This is a genomic window from Bacillus sp. FJAT-27445, assembly GCF_001510665.1.
Taxonomy (GTDB): domain Bacteria; phylum Bacillota; class Bacilli; order Bacillales; family Cytobacillaceae; genus Bacillus_D.
In genome coordinates, this window is the sequence record NZ_LMTI01000001.1 from 678,711 (window position 1) to 687,401 (window position 8,691).

Consider the following 8,691-nt stretch of genomic DNA (forward strand, 5'->3'; position numbering starts at 1 on the left):
GGATTAAATTACTGGAATTTGTCATAAAATTTCATCGTTAAAAAAGGAGGAGTCAGGATGGAACCTCATTTCAGGAGTGAAGCTCGGCGGATTTTCAGGCGGGAACTTTTTAATATGAAAGAAGAAGGCTATCTTAAGCCTGAGATTGTCGATGAAGTAGCAGATGCCCACTTCAAATACCACCAAGATCTTTTGGAAGAAGACAGGAGGAGGGAAGAAGCGCGGGCGAGCATAATCCATAAGCAAACGCCTGCTGTCGGCCAGCAGGCTGCCCCACAAGTATCACTGCCCGTACCTCGCCAACAGGTGCAAAGAAAGGAGAAAAAGATACTTACATCAGAACAAATCAGGGAACGGAACATCTCCTGGCTGTTGAATATCGGGGTTATTTTTCTTCTTGTAGGAGGCCTATTTGTCGCGACAAGCAATTGGGAATCAATGACCCAGGTTATGAAAAGCACCGCAATAGCCCTTGTTTCTCTACTCTTTTATGGATTCGCTTATTTGTCCGCCAGGATCCTTAAGATCGAAAAGACGGCTTTCGCCTTCACTGTGCTTGGAAGTTTGTTTTTGCCGATATTCGTTCTATCGCTTGGCTGGTTTGGCCTGCTCGGACCCTATTTATCGGTTACAGGAGAGGGACGCTTTTTATTAGGCTTCCTGGGAAGTTTCGTTCCCGGCGCTGTGTATGCTGTTTTTGCAAAAAAGCTTACATCACGGCTTTTTGTCTGGTTTTCCTTTATTGCCTTTTCTATTGCAGCGGGATTTCTGCTGGCATCCTTCAGGCTTCCTGTCGATTATTTCTATCTAGGGATCATGGCTTACAATGCGGCGATTATTTTTCTGTTTTTCAAATTGCGGAACAGAGGAACGCTCGCATTGTATGCAAAAGAATTCCCTGTATTCATCCAGGCGAACCTGGTCGTATCTACACTTCTGATGCTGTTTTTCTTCGATAATGAGCTTATTTATAGTTTTAATCTCCTGCTTACCGCAGCCATTTATCTTTCGATGATGTATGTTAGCGGCAGAAAGGAATACCATTTTATTTTCAGCGCGATGATTGTATATGGGGCTTATCAGTTGATTGAACATACATACCTGAAAGGTGCGGATGCCATCTTTTATGCATCAATCGCATTTGCTTTTGTCTTCATCCCTAAAACATTGAAAGGGAACCTGTTGCTTGAAAGGGCCTTCCGGTATACAAGCGCCGCGGTCTCCTTGCTTGCATTCTTCTACATTTCCGTTGAAGGCATGTTGCTAAGGGCAGGAGAGCCGTCTTTTGTGCTAGCGCTTGCTTATGTGATAATCGCCGGAAACTTTCTGTATTTGGCGCATGCGGAGAAACAGCTGGCATTTCCTTATTTAAGCGCCGCATTTTTGGGAGCAGCATTCTTCGAGGCTTCCTCACTGTTTGGAAAATATATATATGATATGAACCTGCAGACAAGCATCTTTATCGCTGCTATGATACTTTTCATCTTGATTGGATGGGTTAAGGCGAAAAGGGTATTTGCTCCTCTCAGGCTGCCGGCACGGGATTTGGGCATAGTGGGAATGATACTCGCCATATTACTTTCCTATGGATTGGGCGATTGGATAGAACTCGGAACGATGCTGATCCTGTTATCCGGATTCTCCATCATTGTCAGGATGAATGAAGAAAGGGCGGCAATCAAGTGGGTTTCCATTTGGGCTGTACCTGTATTCGCGGGGTTGGCGGTCCTGGTCTTTGGCCACGAGGCTATTTTGGAATTGCCAATATACCGATTTAATTTCGGGTATCCGATATCCTTTGCTGCTGGCGCTGTCCTTCTTTTGGCCGCTTCGTTTGCTTGGAGGAAAAGGGGGGACGGGGAACTCGCGGCTTCCTTCTTCTATTCAGCCCAGCTATCCTATACTTTCGGGCTGATTTTATCGGTATTTCTTGAAATGGATTCAGTTGCAGTCCGCCCGATTCTAGTGCTTGGGGGATTGGGAATATATTATCTTTTATACCGTTCTCATCGTATCCTGCCGGTTGCAGCACTTCTTAGCATCGTCACGTACGGTTTTTACCTCTCAGTGGTTGTGTCCGTTTATAAACAAGTACACTTCGGTGAGGGCGTAAGTTCCTTTATCGGCACGGGGGGAGCTGTTTTCGTTTTATTGCTTGCTTATGTTTTTCGGAAAAAGGATGTCCTTTTGTATACTGGATATGCCTGGACTGGCCATATCATTTTGCCGGTTACCTTGCTGCTTGTTTGGTTCGCATTCCCGGGATGGGCTATCTATAGCTTAGCTGCCTCCGTTGTGGTTTACGGGATCAGCACCTATTTGGCTGCCCTGGAATGGAAGAATACACTCTTTTTATACGCGGCGTTTACTGCTGCATTTTTGACAATCAGCAAAGGTTTTGATATGGCTGTAACGGATTATAGTGGAAACTATGAATTTCCAGTTACGAGTCTTATTATCTTGGGAGTCTGGCTGCTGGTAAAATCAAATCTAAAAAAATGGACAGAGTATTATCTGGCAGCCTTTTCAATCTTCGGTATCGCTGCCATGGCGTTTACCTATCCATTCACTCTAATTCCCTATAGTATTACCATGGTATATGGGGCGGGAATACTGCTGTTTTTGCATAGATTAAAATGGGATTTACTTGGCCTATTGCCGATCTTATTGATGTTTTTTGCCAGTATGGGATATCTTTCGAATGCGGGTCTTGCGAATATCCGGGTTATCGGAGTCACGGCGGCGCTTGGCATGGCGCATGCTGCGATAGGCCTTTACGTTTATCCACATCTATATAAAGTGAACAGCCGGATATATGATTCACAAATCGACTGGTATGCATTGGGTGCATTCCTATATTTCGCATCGCTTTATTCCTATCCGGATCCATCTATCTGGATGAGTGCGCTTCCTGGCGTGCTAATTTCTATTACCATTTGGCTTCAAGGCCGCAGGGTCGATAAGAAGATCGGCTTCTTTATTCCCATTTTGGCGGGCATATATTTACTTGAGCCTTATTATTCGGTAATCGCGAGACTGGATATCCCGGCTCTTTTCGATAGGGAGGCCTTTGTCTTGCCGTTGATCGCCATCATGGTCTTTATCCGGAAAGCAATAAAAGGCAGGTACCATGAAATCATCAGCAAGCTTCAATGGGCTGTCCTTATTATTACTGCTATTCTTCTAATCCAAGACGGGCTAGAAAGTAATACGGTTTACGATGCGTTGATTCTTGGGACACTTTCTCTCTTATCCATGCTTGCGGGAATGTTTTATCGGATGAAATCCTATTTCTTTACGGGTGCGGCAGTCCTTCTATTAAATCTGTTGCTGCAAACCCGGCCTCTGTGGGGCAATCTCCCATGGTGGGGCTATCTGTTGGGGGCGGGGTCGCTGTTAATTGGGATTGCCAGCTATAATGAATGGAAAAAACAAAACGATGGCAAAGGCAGGGAATCGTTGGCAGCGCGCCTTAAGATTAAAATTGTCACTTTACTTAAAGGATGGGATTAAAATACCACGGGATGGCATTTTCGCCATCCCATTTTATTTCTGCCGTTTCGCCTCTGCCCATTGACCTATCCGGACATTGTCCCTTATGATTTAGTTTGGGATAATTTTCAAAACCACCCGAAAGGAAGTACATACATTTGAGACACCTCATTGACTTTTCGCTAAAAAACAAGTTTGCCATCTGGCTGCTCACGATAATGATCGTTGCAGCAGGTATTTACTCAGGGATAAGAATGAAGCTCGAAACCCTGCCGGATATTACAATACCCGTAATAACAGTGACAACCATCCTTCCAGGTGCCTCACCTGAAGAAGTTGCCACAAAGTTATCAGAGCCTATGGAAAAGCGCATCCAAAACTTGGACGGCGTAAAAAATGTAAGTTCAAGCTCATTTCAAAATGCCAGCTCACTTCAAATTGAATACAGCTACAAAAAGGACATGGAAGAAGCGAAACGTGAAGCAGATGAGGCTTTAAGCGACTTTCAGCTTCCCGAGGGGGCAGGAGATCCTGAAATTTCACGGATATCCTTTAATTCCTTCCCAATTATTGCAATGAGTGTATCAGACGAAAGCGAGTCTTTGGCTGGCCTGACAAAGGAAGTGGAAGGTGAACTCGTCCCAGCGCTTGAAGGCCTTGAGGGAGTCGCCTCCGTGCAAATTTCGGGCCAGAACATCGAGGAAGGGCAGCTCATTTTTAAAAAGGACAAGCTTGCCCAATACGGCCTTACAGAAGAAACGGTCAGGAATATCCTTAAAGGGTCCGCTATTTCCATGCCGTTGGGATTGTATACCCTTGGTGAAACGCAAAAATCAATCCTTGTAGACGGCCAGATTACGACACTTGAAGATTTAAAGAGTGTAAAGATTCCAGTCATTCCTTCGGCGCACGGTGAAGCCGGCCAAGCTGGTTTAGGGCAAGGAGCAAAGGGAGATCCTTCTTCCGCCCAAAACCCTTCCAGTCCGCAAATGCAGCCAGCTGCTACAGGGACAGGTAATGGACAACAGCCGCAGGCCGTCCCTCCGACAACAGGTGGGCAGCCCCAACAGCAAGCGGGACAGGTAATCGCAAATCCGCTGCTGGCAGGGCTTCCAACGGTTGAGCTTCAGGATATTGCCGACATAAAAATCATCGGCAGGGCAGAATCCATTTCCAGAACGAACGGAAAGGAATCGATTGGCCTCCAGGTTGTAAAGGCTCCCGAAGCGAATACAGTAGAAGTAGCCAATGCTGTGAAGGATGAATTGAAAAATTTCAAAAAAGAGTGGAAGTCGGCCGAATTTACAATCACCTTTGACCAGGGAACGCCGATAGAGGAATCCGTCAAAACCATGCTCAATAAAGCATTGTTCGGTGCATTGTTTGCGGTTGTAATCATTCTTTTGTTCCTGCGCAGTTTTAAATCAACTGTTATCAGCGTCATCTCGATTCCACTTTCCCTGCTGATTGCCATCCTTGCACTGAAGCAAATGGACATCACGCTAAATATTATGACGCTTGGGGCGATGACGGTTGCCATTGGAAGGGTTATCGACGATTCCATCGTTGTCATTGAAAATATTTATAGAAGGATGTCGTTAAAGACTGAGCGGCTAAAAGGGAAGGAACTTATCAAATCGGCAACGCTGGAAATGTTCATACCGATTTTGTCTTCGACGATTGTTACCGTAGCCGTGTTCCTTCCACTCGGATTTGTCGAGGGGCAGATCGGCGAGTTATTCCTGCCATTTGCACTAACAATCGTGTTTGCCCTTATGGCTTCATTGCTTGTAGCGGTAACTTTGGTGCCAATGCTTGCAAATACACTTTTCAAAAAAGGTATTGGGATTAAACATAGCGAAGGAAGTCCGGGAAGGCTGGCCGGAACCTATAGGAAAATTTTAGAGTGGTCCCTTAACCATAAATTGGCCACTTTTGGCCTTGCTGTACTACTCTTGGCGGGAAGCTTCTTTCTCGTACCAATAATTGGCGTCAGCTTTATTCCTTCCGAGGAAGAAAAAATGGCCATCATAACCTTTAATCCCGCTCCGGGGCAAACACTTGATCAGGTTGCCGATACGGCAGCCAAAGCCGATGATTTCCTTCTCGACAGGAAAAATGTGCAAACTGTCCAATATTCAGCTGGAGGAAGAAACCCCATGAACCCGGGCGCATCCAGCCAAGCTATGTTTTTTATAAAATACGACAATGACACTGAAGACTTTGAAAATGAAAAAGAAAAGGTTGTCGCTGCCCTCCAAGAACGGACAGCTAAAGGTGAATGGGCGACCCAGGACTTCTCAGGTGCTGGAGCAAGCAATGGCGTTACTTATTATGTATATGGAGAAAACCTTAAGCAGCTCGAACCGATTGTCGGCAAAATCGAAACAATCATGAAAGGCCATTCCTCATTAAAGAATGTTGAGACAAGCATTTCATCATCCTATGAGGAATATGCTCTCAAAGTGGACCAGGACAAGGCAAGCAAGTTAGGCTTGACTGCAGGCCAGGTGGGTATGGCTTTGATGCAGGAGAGAGAACGGCCGGTCGCAGCGACGATTAAAAAAGACGGCAGGGACATCATGGTATATGTTCAGTCGGAAAAAAAGGCGTTTAACGATATCGATGATGTCACAAACCAAACAATTGCATCCCCCCTTGGGATGGATGTAAAAATCTCGGATTTAGTAACGGTTGAAAAAGGGAAGACTTCAGACACTGTCCAAAGGCGGAACGGAAAATTATATGTGTCTGTCAGTGGAGAACTGAAAACGAAGGACGTGGCGAAGGTTTCTGCTGATATACAGGAGAAGGTGGATAAAATTGACCTTCCATCACAAGTGGAGATTAAATTGGGCGGAGTAACAGAGGATATTAAGGAATCCTTCACTCAGCTTGGGATTGCCATGCTTGCCGCGATTGCCATCGTTTACTTTATACTAGTTTTAACTTTCGGAGGTGCTCTCGCGCCATTTGCAATTTTATTCTCATTGCCATTCAGCATTATCGGCGGGTTGGTTGCGCTTCTAATTGCGAAAGAAACCATTTCGATTTCCTCCATGATTGGCGCGCTTATGCTGATTGGGATTGTCGTAACGAACGCAATCGTCCTAATCGACCGGGTGATCAATAAGGAAAAGGAAGGGTATTCAGTGCGTGAGGCGCTGCTTGAAGCAGGTGTTACCCGGCTTCGTCCGATTTTAATGACAGCAATTGCTACAATTGGAGCATTAATTCCGCTAGCGCTTGGTGTTGAAGGAAGCGGCGTAATTTCAAGGGGACTTGGCGTCACCGTAATCGGCGGTCTTACAAGTTCAACCTTGCTAACACTCGTTATTGTTCCAATCGTGTATGAAGCATTAAAAAGGCCGGGGAGAAAGAAAGCGTAAATACATGCAATTCCAACCTATTTAACAATGCTTCCTACCCGATGTAAAAAAATCCTTGACTGGACTTGATTGGTTTTCTAAAATAATACTATAGTCCTTAAAGGGGAGTAGCAGGACAGCAAAGTCGTCATGACGGGATGAATCCCCGGCTTTGCTGGCAACGTATCGTTGTAAGCGAGACCTTTACCGATAACCGGTAAAGGTCTTTTGTTTTTCTAAACGCCTGGAAATAAATGTACTTTTACCCATGGCTTTAAAAGGGAAAAGTTAAAGACATCCCTTTACCTAGACCAATACCTTTGAGGTGAAAAGATGAAGAGATTTTGGAAGCGAATCAAGTTGGTTTTTACTATTAAAAAGTTTGGCCCGTTCCTGCTGGATTTTTTTAAATCTGATAAAGTCCCAGTAAAAAGGAAGTTTTTATCCGTCGCCTTTTTTGCAGGTTACCTTCTATTCCCTTTTGATGCAATCCCGGATTTTTTCTCATTTTTTGGACTGCTTGATGACCTTGGCGTCCTGCTGCTGGTCCTGCAGCAAATCATCAAGCTTGCTCCCGATTCATTAAGGAAGAAGCACGGGCTCGGGTTGGAATAGTATTTAGGCTCACCGTAAATAATATCTTTATGGAGTGATAATGGAATGGAGTTATTTTCAGCGGAATTTTGGTCAGCACTTTTTTCCCTAATCATCATCGACCTGGTACTTGCAGGCGATAATGCAATTGTAATAGGGCTTGCAGCAAGAAAACTTCCCAAAAACCAACAAAAGAAGGCAATCATATGGGGGACGGTTGGCGCCATCGTCATTCGCGCTACAGCAACCGTCCTTGTGGTAAAACTGCTGATGATTCCGGGCCTCCGCCTAATAGGGGGAATCTTGCTTGTATGGATTGCTTACAAGCTCCTCACTGAGGAAAGCGAGCATGACATCAAGGCTGGAGCAAACTTCTGGGGTGCGATTAAAACAATTATCGTTGCCGACGCACTAATGGGACTCGATAACGTCTTGGCAGTAGCGGGTGCCGCAAATGGCCATACGCTATTGGTCATACTTGGGCTGCTTATATCGATTCCGATTGTAGTTTGGGGAAGCACAATTATCCTAAAATGGATGGAGCGTTTCCCAATCATCATTACATTCGGAGCAGGAGTTCTTGCCTTTACAGCAGCAAGAATGATAACGGAAGAAAACTTCCTTGCAGGCTTTTTCCATGACAACTTTTTCATTAAATGGGCATTTGTTGGATTGGTGGTTATTGGAGTCCTCCTTGCCGGGAAGCTTAAGCAACGAAAGCTTGCGGAACAGCATTAATTATTTTGGGGCTCCTAGTAGTAGGGGGCCCTTTATTAAAAATCTGAGATTTGGCTATGTTAAATTTGGCTGTTGATTTCCACTACGGGCACACGCTTTCCGCGGGGCGTCAGTGGAGCCTCCTCGGCGCTAGCGCCTGTGGGGTCTCCACCTTGCCGCTACATCCCGCAGGAGTCGGTACCCTCCGCTCCAATCAACATAAAAGTTAGGCATATTAATCATAAACCAGCACTTATGGGGAAGAACCAGGTTAACAATCAACATAAAAGTTAGGCATATTAATCATAAACCAGCACTTATGGGGAAGAACCAGGTTAAATTAAACTTAAGAATTATTTTCAATTGCTTGCATTCATTGGCTTGATTTTTAGTCATGATGGCAGGTTACCCCGTATATAGTATCCTTTATATAAAGGAAAAATTTCAGTTGATTGAAATGGAGGGTGGCGACTCCTCGAAAATGCTACCGCATTTCCTTCGTGCAAAGCTTATTCGGGGA

The 8,691-nt window shown here is 45.0% G+C and carries 4 protein-coding genes; all 4 read left to right on the plus strand.

The window, feature by feature from the left end:
- Positions 1–57: 57 nt before the first annotated feature.
- The 4 genes from AR337_RS03395 to AR337_RS03410 all read left to right on the plus strand — a co-directional run bounded on the left by AR337_RS03395 (position 58) and on the right by AR337_RS03410 (position 8,192).
- Positions 58–3,513 carry a hypothetical protein gene (locus AR337_RS03395; protein ID WP_059170593.1) on the plus strand — a complete coding sequence of 1,152 codons (3,456 nt, stop codon included), beginning with the start codon at positions 58–60 and terminating at the stop codon, positions 3,511–3,513.
- Between the two features lie 137 nt (positions 3,514–3,650).
- Entirely contained in the window at positions 3,651–6,881 is a 3,231-nt protein-coding gene (locus AR337_RS03400) for an efflux RND transporter permease subunit (RefSeq protein ID WP_156424295.1), read from the plus strand.
- A 312-nt stretch (positions 6,882–7,193) separates the two neighbouring features.
- Positions 7,194–7,475, plus strand: a complete 282-nt coding sequence (locus AR337_RS03405; protein WP_059170594.1) for a DUF1232 domain-containing protein — start codon at positions 7,194–7,196, stop codon at positions 7,473–7,475.
- Positions 7,476–7,520: 45 nt separating this feature from the next.
- On the plus strand, positions 7,521–8,192 hold the full coding sequence (locus AR337_RS03410; RefSeq protein WP_059170595.1) for a TerC family protein: 672 nt from the start codon (positions 7,521–7,523) through the stop codon (positions 8,190–8,192).
- Positions 8,193–8,691: the final 499 nt, after the last annotated feature.

Bases quoted from the DNA above. Each gene is read 5' to 3' on its own strand.
- AR337_RS03405 (WP_059170594.1), top strand. From the start codon at position 7,194: ATGAAGAGATTTTGGAAGCGAATCAAGTTGGTTTTTACTATTAAAAAG.
- AR337_RS03395 (WP_059170593.1), top strand. From the start codon at position 58: ATGGAACCTCATTTCAGGAGTGAAGCTCGGCGGATTTTCAGGCGGGAA.
- AR337_RS03410 (WP_059170595.1), top strand. From the start codon at position 7,521: ATGGAGTTATTTTCAGCGGAATTTTGGTCAGCACTTTTTTCCCTAATC.